This window comes from Rhodoferax sp. SPJ21 (assembly GCF_058216335.1).
In genome coordinates this window covers 560,520-578,435 of the sequence record NZ_JBYZMO010000001.1, presented here as the reverse complement: position 1 = coordinate 578,435, position 17,916 = coordinate 560,520, and the positions used below count along the sequence as shown (strand labels likewise).

15 protein-coding genes and 1 tRNA gene are annotated in these 17,916 nt (G+C 60.6%); all 16 read left to right on the top strand.

From position 1 onward, the window contains the following. The first annotated feature begins 53 nt into the window (after positions 1 to 53). On the top strand, positions 54 to 947 hold the full coding sequence (locus tag AC4BBN_RS02535; RefSeq protein WP_490590373.1) for a carbohydrate ABC transporter permease: 894 nt from the start codon (positions 54 to 56) through the stop codon (positions 945 to 947). Further along, on the top strand, positions 944 to 1,762 hold the full coding sequence (locus AC4BBN_RS02530) for a carbohydrate ABC transporter permease (RefSeq protein ID WP_490590372.1): 819 nt from the start codon (positions 944 to 946) through the stop codon (positions 1,760 to 1,762). The genes AC4BBN_RS02535 and AC4BBN_RS02530 overlap by 4 nt, the downstream gene beginning before the upstream one ends. 11 nt (positions 1,763 to 1,773) lie before the next feature. Further along, the gene (locus AC4BBN_RS02525) at positions 1,774 to 4,020 is read left to right on the top strand and encodes a glycoside hydrolase family 2 protein (protein WP_490590371.1); all 2,247 of its coding nucleotides are present in this window, start codon (positions 1,774 to 1,776) and stop codon (positions 4,018 to 4,020) included. A 42-nt stretch (positions 4,021 to 4,062) separates the two neighbouring features. Beyond that, the gene (locus AC4BBN_RS02520; protein ID WP_490590370.1) at positions 4,063 to 5,145 is read left to right on the top strand and encodes an ABC transporter ATP-binding protein; all 1,083 of its coding nucleotides are present in this window, start codon (positions 4,063 to 4,065) and stop codon (positions 5,143 to 5,145) included. A 76-nt stretch (positions 5,146 to 5,221) separates the two neighbouring features. Next, a complete protein-coding gene (locus tag AC4BBN_RS02515) occupies positions 5,222 to 5,917 on the top strand; it encodes a FadR/GntR family transcriptional regulator (RefSeq protein ID WP_490590369.1) in 696 nt (231 codons plus the stop codon). 313 nt (positions 5,918 to 6,230) lie between these two features. Further along, complete coding sequence (gene ppsA, locus AC4BBN_RS02510) at positions 6,231 to 8,624, top strand: phosphoenolpyruvate synthase (protein ID WP_490590368.1); 2,394 nt, start codon at positions 6,231 to 6,233, stop codon at positions 8,622 to 8,624. Between the two features lie 142 nt (positions 8,625 to 8,766). After that, complete coding sequence (locus tag AC4BBN_RS02505) at positions 8,767 to 11,037, top strand: VC_2705 family sodium/solute symporter (RefSeq protein WP_490590367.1); 2,271 nt, start codon at positions 8,767 to 8,769, stop codon at positions 11,035 to 11,037. 67 nt (positions 11,038 to 11,104) lie between these two features. After that, on the top strand, positions 11,105 to 11,473 hold the full coding sequence (gene rpsF, locus AC4BBN_RS02500; protein ID WP_092761765.1) for a 30S ribosomal protein S6: 369 nt from the start codon (positions 11,105 to 11,107) through the stop codon (positions 11,471 to 11,473). Positions 11,474 to 11,505: 32 nt separating this feature from the next. Beyond that, on the top strand, positions 11,506 to 11,793 hold the full coding sequence (priB, locus tag AC4BBN_RS02495) for a primosomal replication protein N (RefSeq protein ID WP_490590366.1): 288 nt from the start codon (positions 11,506 to 11,508) through the stop codon (positions 11,791 to 11,793). Positions 11,794 to 11,807: 14 nt separating this feature from the next. Next, positions 11,808 to 12,092, top strand: coding sequence for a 30S ribosomal protein S18 (gene rpsR / locus AC4BBN_RS02490; RefSeq protein ID WP_092761761.1), 285 nt, complete (start codon positions 11,808 to 11,810; stop codon positions 12,090 to 12,092). A gap of 12 nt (positions 12,093 to 12,104) precedes the next feature. Next, a complete protein-coding gene (rplI, locus tag AC4BBN_RS02485) occupies positions 12,105 to 12,557 on the top strand; it encodes a 50S ribosomal protein L9 (RefSeq protein ID WP_490590365.1) in 453 nt (150 codons plus the stop codon). A 175-nt stretch (positions 12,558 to 12,732) separates the two neighbouring features. Continuing rightward, positions 12,733 to 14,148, top strand: a complete 1,416-nt coding sequence (gene dnaB, locus AC4BBN_RS02480; protein WP_490590364.1) for a replicative DNA helicase — start codon at positions 12,733 to 12,735, stop codon at positions 14,146 to 14,148. Positions 14,149 to 14,151: 3 nt separating this feature from the next. After that, positions 14,152 to 15,090, top strand: coding sequence for a threonine/serine dehydratase (locus AC4BBN_RS02475; RefSeq protein ID WP_490590363.1), 939 nt, complete (start codon positions 14,152 to 14,154; stop codon positions 15,088 to 15,090). Positions 15,091 to 15,105: 15 nt separating this feature from the next. Beyond that, on the top strand, positions 15,106 to 16,428 hold the full coding sequence (gene serS / locus AC4BBN_RS02470; RefSeq protein ID WP_490590362.1) for a serine--tRNA ligase: 1,323 nt from the start codon (positions 15,106 to 15,108) through the stop codon (positions 16,426 to 16,428). Between the two features lie 82 nt (positions 16,429 to 16,510). Continuing rightward, a tRNA-Ser gene (locus AC4BBN_RS02465) sits at positions 16,511 to 16,598 on the top strand. Between the two features lie 536 nt (positions 16,599 to 17,134). Next, positions 17,135 to 17,887 (top strand): phosphodiester glycosidase family protein, encoded by a 753-nt coding sequence (locus AC4BBN_RS02460; protein WP_490590361.1) that lies wholly within the window; start codon positions 17,135 to 17,137, stop codon positions 17,885 to 17,887. The last annotated feature ends 29 nt before the right edge of the window (positions 17,888 to 17,916 follow it).

The following is a 17,916-nucleotide window of genomic DNA, read 5'->3' as shown; positions in this document are numbered from 1 at the left end:
GAGTGGGGGCGGCGCTGGCGCTGCCCCCTTGTGTATTGTTCCCGGGAGCCTTTATGCGGCAAGTAAGCAAGCCGAGTTCCAGCCGCTTTTTCGATATCAATGGATGGGCCTTCGTCTCCGTGGCGATGGCCTTGATCTCTGTGTTCATGCTGTACCCCATAGGCAAATCGCTGTGGATGTCGGTGCAGTCGGGGCAGGGCACCATGACCAAGTTTGTGGGCCTGGGCAATGTGCAACGGCTTTTGGACGACCCCATGTTCCTGCGGGCCTTGACCAATACCTCCATCTTTCTGGTGGTGCAGGTGCCCATCATGATCGTGCTGGCCCTGGTGATGGCGTCTTGCCTGAATATCCCCAACCTCAAAGGCCGTGGCCTGCTGCGCACCGCCGTGTTTCTGCCCTGCGTGACTTCGTTGGTGGCGTATTCGGTGCTGTTCAAAAGCATGTTTTCTTATGACGGCGTGGTCAACAGCACGCTGATGGGGCTGGGCCTGATTTCTGAGGCCGTGCCCTGGTTGACCGACCCGTTCTGGGCCCGCGTGGTGGTGATCGTCGCCATCACCTGGCGCTGGACCGGCTACAACATGATCTTCTATCTGGCGGCGATGCAGAACGTCGACAAGTCGATCTATGAGGCGGCGCGCATCGACGGTATATCGGCCACGCGGCGATTTCTGTCGATCACCATTCCGGTGCTGAAGCCGGTGATTCTGTTCACCACCGTTACGTCCACCATTGGCACGCTGCAGATGTTTGACGAGGCCATGAACATCACCAACGGCGGGCCGGCCGACAGCACGCTGACGCTGTCGCTGTACATCTACAACCTGTCCTTCAAATACGTGCCGAACTTTGGCTACGCCGCCACGGTCTCCTATGTGATCGTGGTGCTGGTGGCGATTTTGGCCTTCATCCAGTTTTATGCAGCCCGGGAGCGTGATCAATGAGCCAATGGAGCGGAAAGTTACGCACGGCCCTGGTGTATGGGTTTTTGTGGTTGATGGCGCTGTTGTCCATCTTCCCCTTTGTCTGGATGCTGATCAGCGCCACCAATGAAAGCCACGACATCACCAAAGGCAAGATGAGCTTTGGCAATGCCTTGTTCGAGAATTACCACAAGTTCGCTGAGCTGTTCGATGTGGGTCTGGTGTTCTGGAACTCCGGCAAGGTGGCGATTCTGGGCTCGTTCCTGACGCTGGCGGTGTCGTCGTTGGCGGGCTATGGCTTCGAGATATTCCGTTCGCCCGGCCGTGAGCGTGTCTACCAGGGCGTGCTGCTGTCGATGATGATTCCGTTCTCGGCGCTGATGATCCCCTTGTTCATCCTGCTGGCCTCGTTCGACATGCTGGACACGCACATGGCGGTGATCCTGCCGAGCATTGCGTCGGCCTACATGATTTTTTACTTCCGCCAGAACACCAAGTCCTTCCCGCTGGAGCTGCGCGACGCAGCGCGGGTGGATGGGCTGAAGGAATGGCAGATCTTCCTGTTCGTCTATCTGCCGGTGATGCGCTCCACCTACGCGGCGGCTTTCATCATCGTCTTCATGACCATCTGGAACAGTTTTCTGTGGCCGCTGATCGTGCTGCAGTCTGTGGAGCTGAAGACCATCACCCTGGTGCTGTCGTCCCTGGGCTCGTCATATACGCCGGACTTCGGCGTGATCATGGTTGCCACCATCCTGGCCACCATTCCCACCTTGGTCGTTTTCTTTGCCATGCAGCGCCAGTTTGTCGAAGGCATGCTGGGTTCCGTTAAATAGGTTTTCTACATATGCGTACCGTAACTCCATTGACAGCCGGCTGGGAATTCCACGCCGATTTTTCCAGCGACCTGACCACCCAGCCCAAGGCGGGTGTATCTGTCCGCCTGCCGCACAACGCGGTGGACCTGGACATGAACTACTTCGACGAGCGCAGCTTCCAGAAGGAATTCGGCTACCAGTACATATTGGCCTGGCAGCCCGGGTTTGCGGGCAAGGAAGTAGCGCTGCAGTTCGACGGCGCCATGGCCAACACCGTGGTCTGGCTCAACGGCCACCAGGTGGCCAGCCACAAGGACGGCTACACCCCTTTCAAGGCGCGCCTCACCGAATATCTGCAAGAGGGCGACAACCTGCTGACCGTGAAGGTGGATGGCAGCGAGAACCCGGAAATCCCGCCCTTCGGCGGCCAGATCGACTACCTGACCTATGCCGGTATTTACCGTGACGTCTGGCTGCAGGTGACAGACCCGGTGTCCATCGCCAATCTGAAGATTGAAACATCGAATGAGCTGAGCGATGCCAAAGGCGTGACTGTCAAAGGCTTTCTGGCCAACCCCACCGGCCTGGCCTTTACCGGCACCGCGCTGGTAGAGCTGTGCACCGTGGAGGGGGCTGTGCTGCAACAGCAAACCGTGGCGGTGGATGCCGATGGCTTCAGTACATCGTTTGAACAACTGGCGGGCTTGCAACTGTGGGAGCTGGACAGCCCCGCGCTGTACCTGGTCCGCGCCACGCTCGCCAGCAGCGCAGGCAGCGACCAGCTTAGCGCCCGCTTTGGCTTTCGCACCGCACGCTTCACCACCGAGGGCTTTTCCCTCAACGGCAAGCCGCTGAAAATCCGGGGGCTGAACCGCCACCAGTCCTTCCCCTATGTGGGCTACGCCATGGGCCGCCGCGCGCAGCAGAAAGACGCAGACGTGCTGAAGGAGGTGCTGAAGTGCAACCTGGTGCGCACCTCGCATTACCCGCAGTCCAGCTATTTCCTGGACCGCTGTGACGAGATCGGCCTGCTGGTGTTTGAAGAGATTCCGGGCTGGCAGCACATTGGCGGCGCGGCCTGGAAGGACGAGTCGGTAGAGAACGTGCGCCGCATGGTAGAGCGCGACTGGAACCACCCCTCCATCATCCTGTGGGGCGTGCGCATCAACGAGTCGCAGGACGACCACGAGTTCTACACACGTACCAACGCCATGGCCCACGGCCTGGATAGCACCCGCCAGACCGGTGGTGTGCGCTACATCGAGAACAGCGAGCTGCTGGAAGACGTCTACACCGTCAACGACTTCTGCCATGTCGCTACGCCCGAATGGATGCGCGGCCAGCCGCCCGCGCCACTGCGGCCACCGCGTTACGTGACCGGCCTGGACAAGGACGTGCCCTACCTGGTGACCGAGTTCAACGGCCATATGTTCCCCACCAAGCGCATCGACCCCGAGGTGCGCCAAGCCGAGCACGTGACCCGCTACCTGGATGTGCTGAACAAGGCCTACGGCAACCCGCAGATTGCCGGCTCCATTGGCTGGTGCATGTTCGACTACAACACGCACAAGGACTTTGGCGCGGGCGACCGCATCTGCCACCACGGCGTAATGGACATCTTTCGCGAGCCTAAGTTTGCTGCTTTTGCCTACGCCAGCCAGTGCGCCCCGCAAGAGCAGGTGGTGCTGGAGCCGGTGACCTACTGGGCGCGCGGCGAAAAGGACCGCTGTGAGGCTTTGCCGCTGATTGTGCTGACGAACTGCGACTATCTGGAATTCCAGTTCGGCAGCTTCCCGGCCATCCGTATCGAACCCGACCGTGCGCAGTACCCGCATCTGCCGCATGCGCCGGTGGTGATTGATAGCCGCCACGTCGACCCGCAGGAGCTGGGCGCCTGGGGCATGCAGTGGATGGACGGCCGCTTGACTGGCTATGTGGACGGCAAGCCCGTCAAACAGGTGCTGCTCAGTGGCAACCCCCTGCCGACCACGCTGGAAGTGCATGCCGACAGCAGTGAGTTGATTGCGAATGAGAAGGACGCAGTGCGCTTCATCGTGCGCGCGTTGGACCAGCATGGCCGCGTGCTGCCGTTTCTGGACGATGTGGTGTCTCTGCAGGTCTCGGGTGGCGGCAAATTGCTAGGTCCTGCGGCCTTGGCGTTCAAGGGGGGGGTGGCCGGTTTCTGGGTGGAAAGCACGGGCGAGCGCTGCGACAGCGTGGTGACCGTGTCTACGCAGCGCCTGGGCCAGCACACCACGACGCTCACTACATGCTGATGCAACAGGAGTAAGAGGCAAAGCGCCTGCGGGAAAATAAAAATGGCAGATGTCAAATTAAGCAACGTTAAAAAATCCTTCGGCGGCACGCATGTGATTCGCGGAGTGGACCTAGAGATCAACAAGGGCGAGTTCGTCGTCTTCGTCGGGCCGTCTGGCTGTGGCAAGTCCACACTGCTGCGCATGATCTCCGGCCTGGAGGACATCACCGATGGCGTGATGGAAATCGGCGGCCAGCGCGTGAACGAGCTGGACCCGTCCAAGCGCGGTATCGCCATGGTGTTCCAGTCGTATGCGCTATACCCGCACATGACGGTCCGCGAGAACATGGGCTTTGCGCTCAAGTTCGCCGGCGTGCCCAAGGCCGAAGTGGCTAGCAAAGTGGACGCCGCCGCCAACATCCTGGGCCTGGGCCCGCTGATGGACCGCAAGCCCAAGGCCTTGTCCGGCGGCCAGCGCCAGCGTGTGGCAATAGGCCGGGCCATCGTGCGCGACCCCAAGGTGTTTTTGTTCGATGAGCCTTTGTCCAACCTGGACGCCGAGTTGCGGGTGCACATGCGCATCGAGATCGCGCGCCTGCACCGCGAACTGGGCTCCACCATCGTCTACGTGACGCATGACCAGGTCGAGGCTATGACCCTGGCTAACAAGATCGTGGTGCTGCGCGCCGGCCTGATCGAGCAGGTAGGGGCGCCGCTGGAGGTGTACGACAACCCGGCAAATACTTTTGTGGCCGGCTTCATCGGTTCGCCGAAGATGAACTTCTTTGACGGGCGGGTGCTGGGCAGCGATGGGCCGTTATGCCATGTGGCTTTGGCCGGCTTTGGCGAGCTGGTGGTGTCCGTTCCCCTGAAGGGCGCGGCACCGGCGGTGGGCACCGAGGTGCAACTCGGCGTACGCCCCGAGCATTTTCGTGAAGATGGCGATGGTCGCCTGCCACTGACTATCGACATGTTGGAACACCTGGGCGGTGAGACCTTTGCCTATGCACGTTCCGCGTCGGGCGGCACTATCGTGATCAAAACCGAGCATGGCCGGGCGTTACAGACCGGGCAGGCCTACGGTGCATGCTTCCAGACGCGCCTATCATTGCTCTTTGACAAGCCCGGTAATCGCATTTACTAGGCACTTATTAGGTAATTACGAGGCGCCATGAGGCGCAGCACCCTGCATGCATCCTGTACTTCCCCATTCTGCTTCGATGTATACCGGCCGTAACCTGCACGGCCAAGTGGTGAGTGAGTTGGGTAAGCGTATCGTCAGCGGCATCTATCCCGCCGAGGCGGTACTGCCCAATGAAGAGCAGCTGTGCCAAGAGCTGGAGGTGAGCCGTACCGCGCTGCGCGAGGCTGTCAAGGTGTTGGCAGCCAAGGGGCTGCTGGAATCGCGCCCGCGCATCGGCACCCGTGTACGTAACCGCGACCTGTGGAACTTGCTGGACCCGGACATCCTGGCCTGGCGCTGCGCGATTGGAGCCGATGCAGAGTTTCTGCGCCACCTGACCGAGCTGCGTGAAATTATCGAGCCGGCGGCCGCCTCCCTGGCGGCCGCAAGCCGCAGGCCGGAGCAGCTGGTGGTCATACGCGCAGCCTTGCAGACCATGGAGGCTTCCACCTCCATTAGCGAATGGGTGGAGGCCGACCTGGCCTTTCACACTGCGATCCTGAAGGCCACCAATAACCCCTTGCTCATGCCGCTGGCCGCCATCATCGGTAGCGCGTTGGAGTCTTTGTTGGACATCACGGCCCGCAATGCCGGTGATTTCAAGAACGCCCTGCCCGAGCACCAGAAGGTTTTTGCCGCCATCGAGGAGGGCGACTCGCAGGACGCCTTGCACCGCATGGCCGGCATGCTGTCGGACACGCGAGCCCTCATGAAGCGGTCGGTCTTGTTCTAGGGGCGCGGCTGCGTCAGCGCTGATGGTTTTATGATTTTGCTATCAAAAATGAAGCTACTTGCGCAGGTATTTATTGCGTAAGAACGCGATTTGATTATTTTTTCTAAATTTCGTAACTCGGCGGTAACTTGCATGTGATGGAGCGCTGAGTTATCTACAATCGCGCCATTCGAAATTATTTCGACACCCCACACACCATGCCCCGTTGCTACCCAGACCAACAACAACACCGTCGCGCGGCAGGCATGTATAGCGACGTCCAAGGCCGGGCCCTTGGACGCGCAGACCCGGTTTTAACCTTCGGAGTCTTCCCATGTCTGCACTATTCAGCCCGACCGCCCTGGTCGTACCCTTTGAACAACTGAGAATGGACGACGTCGAGTCGGTGGGTGGCAAGAATGCAAGCCTCGGCGAGATGATTTCCCAGCTGCCCACGGGCGTGCGGGTGCCCACCGGCTTTGCCACTACGGCTTATGCCTTCCGGGCCTTTCTGGCCCATGACGGCCTGGCCGACAAGATCAGTGCCCGTTTGGCACGCCTGGATATCGAAGATGTGCGCGCCCTGGCCGTGGCCGGCGCCGAAATCCGTTCCATGGTGGAAGCCCAGCCTTTTCCAGCCGATTTGCAAGCCGCCATCGCCGAGGCTTTTGCCAAGCTGAGCGCGGGGAACCCTGAGGCTTCGTTTGCCGTGCGTTCGTCGGCTACGGCCGAAGACTTGCCCGACGCCTCGTTCGCGGGCCAGCAGGAAACCTTCCTCAACGTGGTCGGCATCGACGACGTGTTGCACAAGATGAAAGAGGTGTTCGCCTCTTTGTACAACGACCGTGCCATCAGCTACCGCGTACACAAGGGCTTCGCCCATGACATCGTGGCCCTGAGTGCTGGCGTGCAGCGTATGGTGCGCTCCGACCTGGGCGCGGCAGGCGTGATGTTCACCATCGACACCGAATCCGGTTTCGACCAGGTAGTGTTCATCACCAGCAGCTACGGCCTGGGCGAAACCGTGGTGCAGGGCGCCGTGAACCCAGACGAGTTCTATGTGCACAAGCCCATGCTGCAGGCCGGCAAGCGTGCGTTGATCCGCCGCAACCTGGGCTCCAAAATGGTCCAGATGGAGTTCACCACCGCTGCCGAGAAAGCCGCCACCGGCAAGCTGGTGAAGACCACCGATGTGCCGACTGAGCAGCGCAACCGCTATTCGTTGACCGACACCGAAGTCGAGCAACTGGCCCATTACGCCCTGGTGATCGAGAAGCATTACGGCCGCCCGATGGACATTGAATGGGGCAAGGACGGCACCGACGGCCTGCTCTACATCCTCCAGGCGCGTCCTGAAACCGTGAAGAGCCAGCAGAAAGACAAGGCCGAGCTGCGCTACAAGCTCAAAGGCAAGAGCGCCATCCTGGCCGAAGGCCGCGCCATTGGCCAGAAGATCGGTACCGGCCCGGTGCGCCTGGTGCATAACATCAGCCAGATGGACGAAGTCCAGCCAGGCGATGTGCTGGTGACGGACATGACCGACCCGAACTGGGAGCCAGTGATGAAGCGCGCCAGCGCCATCGTTACCAACCGTGGTGGCCGCACCTGCCACGCCGCCATCATTGCGCGTGAATTGGGTATTCCGGCAGTGGTCGGCTGCGGTGACGCCACCGAAAAGCTCAAGACCGGCACTCTGGTGACCGTGAGCTGCTCCGAAGGCGATACCGGGCTGATCTATGACGGCCTGCTGGAAACCGAGGTCACCGAAGTCGAGCGCGGCGCCATGCCCGAGATCAAGACCAAGATCATGATGAACGTGGGCAACCCCCAGCTGGCTTTCGACTTCTGCCAGTTACCCAACCAGGGTGTGGGCCTGGCCCGGTTGGAATTCATCATCAACAACAACATCGGCGTGCATCCCAAGGCCATCCTGGACTACCCGAACATCGACAGCGACCTGAAAAAGGCCGTCGAGTCCGTGGCCCGTGGGCACGCCTCGCCACGCGCTTTTTATGTGGACAAGGTAGCCGAGGGTGTGGCAACCATTGCCGCCGCCTTCTGGCCCAAGCCGGTGATCGTGCGCTTGTCGGACTTCAAGTCCAACGAATACCGCAAGCTGATCGGCGGCAGCCGTTACGAGCCCGAGGAAGAAAACCCCATGCTGGGCTTCCGTGGTGCGGCGCGTTACATCAGCGCTGATTTCGGCGAAGCCTTCGCCATGGAGTGTGCGGCGCTGAAGCGCGTACGGCTGGACATGGGTCTGAGCAATGTGCAGGTGATGGTGCCCTTCGTGCGCACTCTGGGCCAGGCCGAGAAGGTCACCAAGTTGCTGGCCCAGCACGGCCTGCAGCGCGGCCAGGATGGCTTGAAGGTCATCATGATGTGCGAGGTGCCCAGCAACGCCATCTTGGCCGACGAGTTTCTGCAGTACTTCGATGGCTTCTCGATCGGCTCCAACGACCTGACCCAGCTGACCCTGGGGCTGGACCGGGATTCTGGTTTGGAGTTGCTTGCCGCCGATTTCGATGAGCGCGACCCTGCCGTCAAAGCCATGCTGAGCCGCGCCATCACCGCCTGTAAGGCGCAGGGCAAGTATGTGGGTATTTGTGGCCAAGGCCCTAGCGACCACCCCGACTTTGCCCAGTGGCTGGCCGACCAGGGTATCGAGTCGATCTCGCTGAACCCCGACAGCGTGGTCGCAACCTGGAAGCAACTCGCGGGCTCCTAGGGCTGTTGCGGATAGGCCCGGGCCTGCGCCTGGGCTAGGATGAAGGACCCACCAAGGTTGCAATGTCTGCGACTTTGCGGTGGGTCTTTTTCTATCTGCTGTGCACGTATCTCCACTGGCTACGCTTCCCCGCTTTGACCGCTTGCGCACTGTGTTGCTGGTGCTGTGGGCGCTGCTGTCGTTTGGCGTGGTGTTCTTCGCGCGCGACCTGGGCTGGGTGGTGGCTGGTTGGCCGTTCAATTACTGGTTCAGCGCCCAGGGCGTGGTGTTGTGCTATTTGCTGATCGTGGGCCTCTATGCCTGGCGCAGGCGTCACGTGGGGGCCGACCAGGATGTGGCGGCGTCCGTCCAGGCAGGCTATCGCCGGGGGCTGCACCGCAATTTCGCACTGTATGTGGTGTGCCTGCTGTGCTTCCTGTTCTTGATGGCCTGGGCGGAGCGCCGAGGCTTGTCGCGCTACTGGATAGGTGGCATCTTCCTGTTTGCCACACTGGCTCTATATGCCAGCATTGGCATCTACTGCCGCACTTCAGACCCGGCTGAATACTTTGTGGCGGGGCGGCGCATTCCTGCGGTTTACAACGGCATGGCGACGGCAGCCGACTGGATGAGCGCCGCGTCTTTTATTGGCTTGGCAGGTGGCTTGTACCTGAATGGCTTTTCGGCACCGGATGGACAGCCGGGTGGCCTGGCATACATGATGGGTTGGACCGGCGGTTTTTGCCTGGTGGCCTTGCTGATTGCACCGCGCTTGCGTCGTCTGCGGCTCTATACGGTGCCCGACTTCTTTGGCCAACGCTATGGAGGCCATTGGCCGCGCTGGATTGCCGCGGGGGCGGCTGTGGTTTGCTCGTTCACCTATGTGGTGGCGCAGATTTACGCCGTGGGCTTGATCACCTCGCGTTTGACCGGGGTGCAGTTTGAGATCGGCATTCTGTTGGGTCTAGGGGGCGTGCTGGTGTGCTCTTTCCTGGGGGGGATGCGGGCGGTCACCTGGACCCAGGTGGCGCAGTATGTGATCTTGATACTGGCGTTTTTGATCCCCGTTTCCTGGCTGGCATATAAGCAGTTGGGCAGCCCCTTGGCACCCTTGGCACCCTTGGTCTACGGGCAGCAATTACCCAAGATTGCCGCCCTGGAAAAGCAACTTACCGAGTCGCCCGCAGAGATTGCTGTGCTGGCTGAGTACAGCCGCAGAGCAGCGCGGTATGAGCAGATGTTGCTCGACGTGCCTCAAACTCTGGTGCAAGAGCGTGTGGCTGCGCAGGCGCATCTGCGGCAGCTGAGGGCAGACCACGTGGATGCAGCGCTGGTGCGCAAGGCCGCACGTGAGTTGGCTGAACTGCCGCCCGATGCAGCTTCGGCCCGTGAGCAATGGAGCCGAGCCCGGCAAGACAACCTGGACCGAGCCAGGCCGCTGGGCGGCATGTCGCCACATGCTCAGGTATTTGCTGGCGACCCGGAGGGAGCCCCAGCCGAGGCGGCCCTGTTCAATACCAGCCGTTTGAACTTTCTGGCCTTAGTGTTTTGCCTGATGACCGGCACCGCAGGTCTGCCGCATTTGTTGACGCGTTTCTACACCACTCCCTCGGTGGCCGAGGCCCGTAGCTCGGTGGCGTGGTCGCTGCTATTCATTGCCTTGTTGTATCTGGCGGCGCCGGCCCTGGCTGTGCTGGTCAAATTCGAGGTGATGAGTCATTTGGTGGGCCAAAGCTTTGAAAGCCTGCCTACTTGGATCGCCCAGTGGGCCCAGGTGGATCCAGGCTTGCTGGCAGTGAATGATGTGAATGGCGACCATGTGCTGCAATTTGCTGAATTGAAGCTGGGGGCAGACCTGGTGATGCTCGCAACCCCCGAGTTGGGTGGTTTGCCCTATGTCGTGTCTGGTCTGGTGGCTGCGGGCGGCTTGGCGGCGGCCCTGTCCACGGCCGATGGTCTGTTGCTGACGATGGGGAATGCTCTGGCCCACGATTTATATTTGGAAGGGAGGGGGGGGCGGTCCGATCCCATGGTGCGGGTGCTGTTGTCTAAGTTTGCTTTGTTGTTGTTAGCCCTGGTGGCGGCCTACGTGGCAGCGCAGAAACCTGCAAACATCCTGGTTCTAGTTTCGGCCTCGTTTTCTCTGGCGGCCGCAGCATTCTTTCCGGCCATGGTGGCGGGTATCTTCTGGCAGGGCGCGACCCGAGCCGGAGCAGTGGCCGGCATGCTGGTGGGCTTGGTGGTCACCACGGGGTATATGGGTTTGAACGCATCTGTTGTGCGGGCATTTCTCGGCCTGCATGAAAGCGGACTGTGGTGGGGTATTCAGCCGGTTTCTGCCGGGGTGTTTGGACTGCCAGCCGGTGCGCTAACGGTCTGGCTGGTCAGTCTCTTATCGAGGCGATGGGCTGGGGGCGAAAAAGCCGCGCTATAATACTTGGCTTTGCCCTTGCTACACCACTACAGACGCAGTGGGTGGCTTTACATCCCTAAGGAGAAATATGCGTCATTACGAAATCATTTTGATGATCCACCCGGATCAAAGCGAACAGGTTCCAGCCATGCTGGAGCGCTACAAGGGCATGATCACTGCCGGCGGCGGCAAGATCCACCGCGTGGAAGACTGGGGCCGCCGTCAACTGGTGTACCTGATCAACAAGCTGGCCAAGGCCCACTACCTGTGCGTCAACATCGAAGCCGACCAAGCCATCATGGCTGAACTGGAACACGCGTTCAAGTTCAACGACGCCGTGCTGCGCCACCTGACCGTGGTGATGAAGAAGGCTGAAACCGGCCCATCTTCGATGATGAAGACCGTTGAGCGCGAAGAAGCCCGCAAGACGCAACAGGCGGAGTACGCAGCCCACTAAGGTGGTGTGCTTACGCGGAGTCACCGAACGGAGTGAACCACGTTGTTTTGACGGCCTGTATTGCAGAGCTTAAAAGTCTGCGCTACACGCCCGCCGGGCTGCCGGCCCTGGATATGGTGCTCGAACATGAGTCCAGTCTGGAGCAAGCAGGCCACACAAGGCAAATCAAACTTGTGGTCAAGGCAATTGCCTTTGGCGCGATAGCCGAGCGGATCCAGCAGCAGCCCTTGGGCAGCCGTTGGCAATTCACCGGTTTTCTTGCAAGCCCCCGATTGGGTAAAAACCCCGCGCTCCATATTCAAGAATTTCAACCAGATTAATTCAGGAGTCCATCATGGCCGGACCAAAACGTTTCAATAACAAAGACAAGCGCCCGAAGCGCAACACCCAGTCCCTGCTGTTCAAGCGCAAGCGCTTCTGCCGCTTCACCGTGACCGGTGTGGAACAGATCGACTACAAGGACATCGACACGCTGCGTGATTTCATTGCTGAAAACGGCAAGATCATTCCCGCACGCCTGACCGGCACCCGCGCTATTTTCCAGCGCCAGCTCAACACCGCTATCAAGCGTGCGCGTTTCCTCGCCATGCTGCCGTACAGCGACCAGCACCGCATCTAAGGAAGTACGAACATGCAAATCATTCTGCTCGACAAGGTTGTGAACCTTGGAAACCTCGGCGACATCGTTAAGGTCAAAGACGGCTACGCCCGTAACTTCCTGATCCCTTCTGGCCGCGCTCGTCGCGCCACCACGCTGGCCAAGGCCGAGTTCGAAGCCAAGCGCGCCGAACTGGAAAAGGCTGCTGCTGCCAAGCTGGCTGAGTCGCAAGCTCTGGGCGCAAAGCTCGGTGGCACGACCATCAAGCTGACGCAAAAAGCCGGTGTGGATGGCCGTCTGTTTGGTTCCGTGACCAACGCCGACATCGCCGAAGAGCTGAGCAAGCAAGGCTACAAGGTTGCCAAGGCCCAGGTTCGTCTGCCTAACGGCATGATCAAGACCATCGGCGACAACACCGTGAACGTGGCTTTGCACACCGACGTGGTTGTGGAAATCACCGTTTCCGTCTACGGCGAAACCGCTTAATTAGCGTTTTTCTGTATGAGGCCGCCAGGGCGTAAGCTCTGGCGGCCTTTTCCTTTGGCGCCGGGCTTTATACCGGGTTGTCCAGAGCTTATCCACGGCTTGCGCACAGACTTGTGCCTAGCCGTTCCCGGCGCCACCGCGTAGCATCCAGCCTCACCCCAGGAAGCAAGCCCCCATGTCTGCCGTTTTCCCCCCCTTGGACGAGTCCCCCAGTCGTGACCGCGAAGTTGCGCAGCTGCGCATTCCTCCCCATTCCATTGAGGCCGAATCCAGCGTGCTGGGTGGCCTGTTGCTGGACAACAACGCCTGGGACCGGGTGGGTGATCTGCTCAAGGATGACGACTTTTACCGTTACGAGCACCGGCTAATCTTCACCGCGGTGCGCGAGCTGATCAACGCCAGCAAGCCGGCCGACGTGATTACCGTGTTCGAGCGCCTGCAGGTGATCGGCAAGTCTGACGAGGTAGGCGGCTTGGCCTATCTGAACTCGCTGGCGCAGTACGTGCCCAGCGCCAGCAATATCCGCCGCTATGCTGAAATCGTGCGTGAGCGCGGCGTGCTGCGCAAATTGGTCACGGTCAGCGATGAGATCGCCACCAATGCCTTCAACACCCAGGGCCGGCCTGTGGAGAAGATCCTCGACGAGGCCCAGCAGAAGATCTTCAATATCGGCGAAGAAGGTGCGCGCAGCAAACAGGGCTTCCAGGCCATGGACACCCTGGTGGTTGACTTGCTGGACCGCGTGCAGGAGATGGCTGACAGTGCCGGCGATGTGACCGGTGTGGCCACGGGTTTTGCTGATCTGGACCGCATGACCTCTGGCTTGCAGCCAGGCGACATGATCGTGCTCGCAGCGCGTCCGTCCATGGGTAAGACGGCTTTCGCGGTGAACATCGCCGAACATGTGGCGCTCAACGAAGGCCTGCCGGTTGCCATCTTCTCGATGGAAATGGGGGCATCCCAGTTGGCTGTGCGTATCGTGGGCTCGATCGGCCGCGTCGACCAGGGCCATTTGCGTACCGGCAAGCTGACCGACGAGGAATGGCCGCGCCTGGCCGAGGCGGTGGAGCGTCTGCGTACGGTGTCGTTGCACATCGATGAAACCCCGGGTCTGTCGCCCAGCGAGCTGCGTGCCAACTCGCGCCGTCTGGCGCGCCAGTGCGGCAAGCTAGGCCTGATCGTGGTTGACTACTTGCAGCTGATGAGTGGCTCCAGCTCCAGCGGAGGTAGCGACAACCGCGCCACCGAACTGGGCGAAATCTCGCGCGGCTTGAAGATGCTGGCCAGAGAATTGCAATGCCCGGTGATCGCCTTGTCCCAGCTCAACCGTTCGGTGGAGCAACGCCCGGACAAACGTCCCATGATGAGTGACTTGCGTGAATCCGGCGCCATCGAGCAGGATGCGGACATCATCATGTTCATTTACCGCGACGAGTACTACACCAAGGACGCGTGTAAAGAGCCGGGCGTGGCTGAGGTCATCATCGCGAAGCACCGTAACGGGCCCGTCGGCACCGTCAAGCTGGCGTTCTTGCGTAACATCACCAAGTTTGAAAGCCTGGCCAGCGGCTATGGCAGTGACGGCTATTAAAGTATGAATCACTCTGAAATTGATAGCGCCTTGCGCAGGTTCGATCTGCGCTCCAGCCCTTTTTTACGTAAAACACCGTTGTGGAAGTTATCCGGCGCAGCGCTGGGCCTGGGCTGCGCCGAGGTCTGGCTCAAGCTGGAGCACACCCAGGTAGGCGGCAGCTTCAAGGCCCGAGGCATGCTGAACCGCCTTCTGGCCAACCCCATCCCGGAAGCGGGCGTGGTGATCGCCTCGGGTGGCAATGCGGGTATTGCGACGGCGGCTGCAGCGCAGGCTTTGGGCGTGCGCTGCGAGGTATTTGTGCCCACCGTGTCGCCCGAAGCCAAGCGTGCCCGCTTACGCGATCTCGGAGCCGAGGTGGTGGTGACCGGGGCGGTGTATGCCGAGGCTTTCGAGGCCTGCATGGCGCGCCAGCAGACCACCGGTGCCCTGTTGACCCATGCCTACGACCAACCGGAAGTGCTGGCTGGTGCCGGCACCCTGGCCCACGAGATGGAAGCCCAAGGCGGCCTGCCCGACAGCGTGCTGGTCAGCGTAGGCGGTGGTGGCCTGATCGGCGGCGTGGCGGCCTGGTTTGAACAGCGCAGCCGCGTGGTGGCCCTGGAGCCTAGCTTGGCACCAACGCTGTACCGTGCGCGCCAGGCGGGGGCACCGGTGGATGTGGCGGTGGGTGGTATAGCCGCTGACTCACTGGGTGCCAAGCGCATCGGGCAGTTGGGCTGGGACGTGACGCAACGTTTTGTACGCGACGCCTTGCTATTGGAAGACGATGCCATCCGGGCCGCGCAGCGCTGGCTGTGGAAGGAGCTGAAGCTGGCCGTGGAGCCCGGTGCGGCACTGGGTTTGGCCGCCTTGCAGTCTGGCGCCTACCAGGTGCGTGCGGACGAAAAAGTGGCGTTGATACTCTGCGGCGGCAACGTCGATCCAGCCACGCTGGCGTGAAACTAAAATGCGGGGATGCTAGACATCACCTTCCTCCGCAAAGACCTCGACGCCGTCGTAGCCCGCCTGCTAACGCGTAAAAATCCGCAAGCCTTCCTGAACGTGGACTCGTTCCGCGCGCTGGAGTCCGAGCGCAAAACCATACAGACCCGTACCGAGGAGCTGCAGGCCCAGCGCAACGCGCTCAGCAAGCAGATCGGTCAGCTCAAGGCCAAAGGGGAGAGCGTTGATGGCGTGATGGCTGCCGTGGCAGCTATCAAGGACGAGCTGGAAAGCTCGGCCCTGCGTCTGGACCATCTGCAAGCCGAGCTGCAAGCCCTGCTGCTGGCCGTACCCAATCTGCCGCACGCCAGCGTGCCGGTCGGTGCCGACGAGTCTGGCAACGTGGTGGTGCGGACCTGGAGCCCCGCCGAACGCGCGCCGGGCGCTATGGATTTTGCAGCTAAAGACCATGTGGATCTGGGCGAACCCCTGGGCCTGGACTTTGAAATGGGCGTCAAGCTCACCGGTTCGCGCTTTACGGTCATGCAGGGCCCGATTGCCCGCTTGCACCGGGCTTTGGCGCAGTTCATGCTGGATGTGCAGACCACCGAGCATGGCTATACCGAGTGCTATGTGCCCTACATCGTGAATGCCGACTCCATGCGCGGCACGGGCCAGTTGCCCAAGTTCGAAGGCGATTTATTTGCCGCTAAAAAAGGTGGCCAGGACGGCGAAGACGTGCCTGACAACAGCGCGCTCTACCTCATCCCCACCAGTGAGGTGCCGTTGACCAATTTTGTGCGCGACACCATTGCTGCCGAGGCCGATCTACCCATTAAGCTGACCGCCCACACACCGTGCTTCCGCTCCGAAGCCGGCAGTGCCGGACGTGACACGCGGGGCCTGATTCGCCAGCACCAGTTCGACAAGGTCGAGATGGTGCAAATCGTCCATCCCGACCACAGCTACGAGGCTTTGGAACAGATGACTGGCCACGCTGAAGCCATTCTGCAAAAGCTCGGTTTGCCCTACCGCGTGATGTCCTTGTGTACCGGCGACATGGGCTTTGGCGCGGCCAAAACCTATGACCTGGAAGTCTGGTTACCCGCACAAAACACCTACCGCGAAATCAGCTCGGTCTCCAACTGCGAAGCCTTCCAGGCCCGCCGCCTGCAAGCCCGTTTCAAGAATGCGCAGGGCAAGAATGAATGGCTGCACACGTTGAACGGCTCTGGCTTGGCCGTGGGGCGTACTCTGGTGGCCGTTTTGGAGAATTACCAGAATGCCGATGGCTCGGTCACCGTGCCGCAGGCGCTACGTCCTTACCTGGGCGGTTTGGAAAAATTGGGCGGATAAGCCGAATATGGCCGCGCCAGCTGCTAGAATGGCGGGCGTTGCTTAGTCCCGGGGCCACTAGGACCAAGCTAAAGACACACCAGGAAAGGTGGCAGAGTGGCCGAATGTACCTGACTCGAAATCAGGCGTACCGCAAGGTACCGTGGGTTCGAATCCCACCCTTTCCGCCAATTGTGCTTGTAAGTCGTTGATTATTAAAAGATTTTTAATTTAATACCATCTGACTCATAAAGCAACTCATAACGGCACAGCGAGTTATATCGTTGTGCCGTTTGTGTTTTCTGGATCGTATTTCCGTACCTTTGAATGACAGCGCTCGGCTAGAGTTGATGTCATCCAAAGTTATTTAGTCGGTCGTCACAAGTTTGTAGGCGCCTACGCTGAAAACGTCTTGGACCACCGCTGCAAGACGGGCGCATGGACGGCGCGGGACAACGCTAGGAGTCTGCCGGACGCTGGAAAGCGTCGGCTGCCAATCGACCGCAGCGGTCCATTTTTATAGAACCTGCGCTTGCACCGTCTTTTTTCCCTGTAGTGGAGCTATGGGCCCGCAAATCCGGCAAAACTGTCTTGGCTGGGGCCGATTTGGGTGAAGTCATCGGTTTTCGCATTCGATGTTCCAAGCCGGATAGGCTCCTAGGTAAAGAAGCGCTACCCGCGTCGGAATGGCGGTGAAAACAGGTAAAAAGGGCGGATGTTAGATCGTGTGTTGAAGCGTTCCCTGGCCTGGGGCCTGGGACTATGGTGGGGTGTCTGCGCCGTCGGTTTGCAGGCGGCAGAGCTGGCTAATGTGGGCAAGGGCGCGCTGGTGCTGGATGTGTGCAAGATCCATGTGCCGGGTGACGCCTTGCGTACCTTTTGGCGCGGGCCCGATGGCCAGGCCTTTGCCAGCCTGCCGCAGGTGGATGGCTGGCTGCGCACCCGCAACGAGCGGCTGCTTTGCGGCAGCAATGCCGGCATCTACGGCAAGGACCTGCGACCTATCGGGCTGTATGTGGAGGACCGCCAGGTCTTGCGGCGCTTGAGCACCCGCAAGGATGGCTACGGCAACTTCTACCTGCAGCCCAACGGTGCCTTGGTGCTGACCGAGCAAAGCGCCACCATCTGGGACACCGATGCGCTGGCTACCGTCTGGGACCAGCTGGCGCCCAGCGTGCGCTACGCCACGCAGTCGGGGCCGCTGCTGCTGCAGAACCGGCAGATCAACCCGCTGTTCACCCCCGGGTCGGACAACCGCCTGGTGCGCAACGCCGTGTGCACCCGCACGCCGCAAGAGGTGGTGCTGGCCAAGAGCCGCTACCCCATCAATTTCTACGACTTTGCGATTACGCTGCGCGACAGCCTGGGCTGCCAGGACGCGCTGTACCTGGATGGCTCCATCTCCGAGCTGTTCCCGCTGGAAGGCGGGCTGGGCGCGCCGCTGGGGCCCATGCTGGGCGTGGCCGTGCCGCTCAAATGATGCGACGGAAACTTTAAGGAAATAGTGGC

Excerpts from the sequence above, each read along its gene's own strand:
- serS (WP_490590362.1), top strand. The coding sequence starts at position 15,106 with ATGCTAGACATCACCTTCCTCCGCAAAGACCTCGACGCCGTCGTAGCC.
- rplI (WP_490590365.1), top strand. The coding sequence starts at position 12,105 with ATGCAAATCATTCTGCTCGACAAGGTTGTGAACCTTGGAAACCTCGGC.
- AC4BBN_RS02475 (WP_490590363.1), top strand. The coding sequence starts at position 14,152 with ATGAATCACTCTGAAATTGATAGCGCCTTGCGCAGGTTCGATCTGCGC.
- AC4BBN_RS02520 (WP_490590370.1), top strand. The coding sequence starts at position 4,063 with ATGGCAGATGTCAAATTAAGCAACGTTAAAAAATCCTTCGGCGGCACG.
- AC4BBN_RS02525 (WP_490590371.1), top strand. The coding sequence starts at position 1,774 with ATGCGTACCGTAACTCCATTGACAGCCGGCTGGGAATTCCACGCCGAT.
- dnaB (WP_490590364.1), top strand. The coding sequence starts at position 12,733 with ATGTCTGCCGTTTTCCCCCCCTTGGACGAGTCCCCCAGTCGTGACCGC.
- rpsF (WP_092761765.1), top strand. The coding sequence starts at position 11,105 with ATGCGTCATTACGAAATCATTTTGATGATCCACCCGGATCAAAGCGAA.
- ppsA (WP_490590368.1), top strand. The coding sequence starts at position 6,231 with ATGTCTGCACTATTCAGCCCGACCGCCCTGGTCGTACCCTTTGAACAA.
- AC4BBN_RS02530 (WP_490590372.1), top strand. The coding sequence starts at position 944 with ATGAGCCAATGGAGCGGAAAGTTACGCACGGCCCTGGTGTATGGGTTT.
- AC4BBN_RS02535 (WP_490590373.1), top strand. The coding sequence starts at position 54 with ATGCGGCAAGTAAGCAAGCCGAGTTCCAGCCGCTTTTTCGATATCAAT.
- AC4BBN_RS02515 (WP_490590369.1), top strand. The coding sequence starts at position 5,222 with ATGTATACCGGCCGTAACCTGCACGGCCAAGTGGTGAGTGAGTTGGGT.
- rpsR (WP_092761761.1), top strand. The coding sequence starts at position 11,808 with ATGGCCGGACCAAAACGTTTCAATAACAAAGACAAGCGCCCGAAGCGC.